This is a genomic window from Halopseudomonas salina (assembly GCF_008641105.1).
The window spans coordinates 1-1,533 of record NZ_VTTI01000031.1; the positions used below are offsets into that span (position 1 = coordinate 1).

Here is a 1,533-nt window from a genome sequence, read left to right on the forward strand (position 1 = left end):
AGGCTTAACAAGTCGCTCTTGTCGGACAATTTCTTCACCGCTTCGCGGCTACAAAATTGCCGCAAAGCTCTGCGTTAGAGATTACCTATATGAGTTACGACCTATACTTCAAACCTCGAAACGATTCCTTCAGTGATGAACTCTTTCACTCCTACTTCCGTGATCGGCCAAACTACAAATGTGAGGGTGCCCAGGCGTGGTACGGCAATGAGGATACTGGGGTCTATTTCGTATTTGAGCTTCAAACAGAGCAGCGGAGCGAAGAAGATTACGATGACGATGAGCCACTTGAGCATTTTCCTGTCGCGCTAAATATTAACTACCTACGGCCAAGTTACTTCATCTTTGAAGCAGAACCCGAGGTAACTGCGTTCGTCAAACACTTCGATTTTCTCGTCTCTGACCCGCAAATGAAAGGCATGGGCGAAGGTGAATACAAGGCAGAAAAGCTCTTGTCTGGATGGAATTTCGGAAACGAATTCGGATACGCATCCTTCCTGAAAGATGAAAACAACCGAAGCGGTGTTTCTCACCTTCCCGCTGAACAACTTCAGAACGCATGGAGGTGGAACTGGTCGCGCTCTCAAGTGCAGGCACGTGTTGGGGAGTCAAAATTCGTTCCCCGCATCATGTTTTTGAACTTGAGTGGATCACCCGTAACAGCTGCTGTATGGCCCGATGGCATTTCCGTGGTCGTCACACGCGTCGATTACCTTTGCGTTCCCCGCAAAGAACTAGCACCTACAAAGTTCTTCCGCAAGAAAGAAGATACAACATTCGTCGAATGGGATAAGGCACTACCAGTCTTGCTTAAGCACGGAACACAGAACAACGATGGTTCAATCAGTTTGAATTACATGACACCACCTTCCGATGTAGTGAAATTTATTCAGTCACTGCCGAGCGAAAACAGAGCCATCGAAGGCTTATCTGCAGATAGGGTGTTGGATCGTGAGATTTATGAGCGCAGCGCTGTCTAACAATTCCGTCGAGAGGGACGTCCCAAAGCTGCGTTTTGGGTTCCCTCCGCCTGCGGCTCCGGCCGCCCCTCACGTCAAACGTTATGTGTAAAAGCAGATGAAAAGCGCCATCTACGCACTACTATTAATTTCGACGATTTTCGTGGCCATTATATATGCCATAAACGAAGTTACCGTCTCAAATGCCTTTGCATGGCTTGGATTTTCGATCGCTGTAGGTTCTATAGGCTATTTCATGGTGTTCGCACCGTACGGATTACGAACTCATACGACTGTGTTTGGCCGGCTGCAGAAATATAGGCACCCAGTAGCAGAAGTCCCTGTAAAAGCTGTAGGGCTGATTTTGGTTTCAACCATTTTTTGCTTAGTTATTAGCTTTGGTTTTCATTTTTATGCCACCTAAAACACATAACCAATCACTGCATGGGACCGCTTCTCCGCCGCTCCGCGGCTACAAACCGGCCCATGAGTTCACACGTTATATGTGAGCACAATGGACGTAGTTAACAAGTCTACAGTTAAGCATTTTTGGATCGGGACATTCCTTGCTTTC

Annotated in this window: 1 protein-coding gene; it reads left to right on the top strand. The window is 47.3% G+C overall.

Annotated features, from left to right (window positions below):
- Window positions 1–89: 89 nt before the first annotated feature.
- Entirely contained in the window at window positions 90–980 is an 891-nt protein-coding gene (locus tag FZF01_RS19285) for a hypothetical protein (RefSeq protein ID WP_150279457.1), read from the top strand.
- Window positions 981–1,533: the final 553 nt, after the last annotated feature.

What these genes read in the sequence shown, in the direction of transcription:
- FZF01_RS19285 (WP_150279457.1), top strand. Translation starts at nt 90, where the DNA reads ATGAGTTACGACCTATACTTCAAACCTCGAAACGATTCCTTCAGTGAT.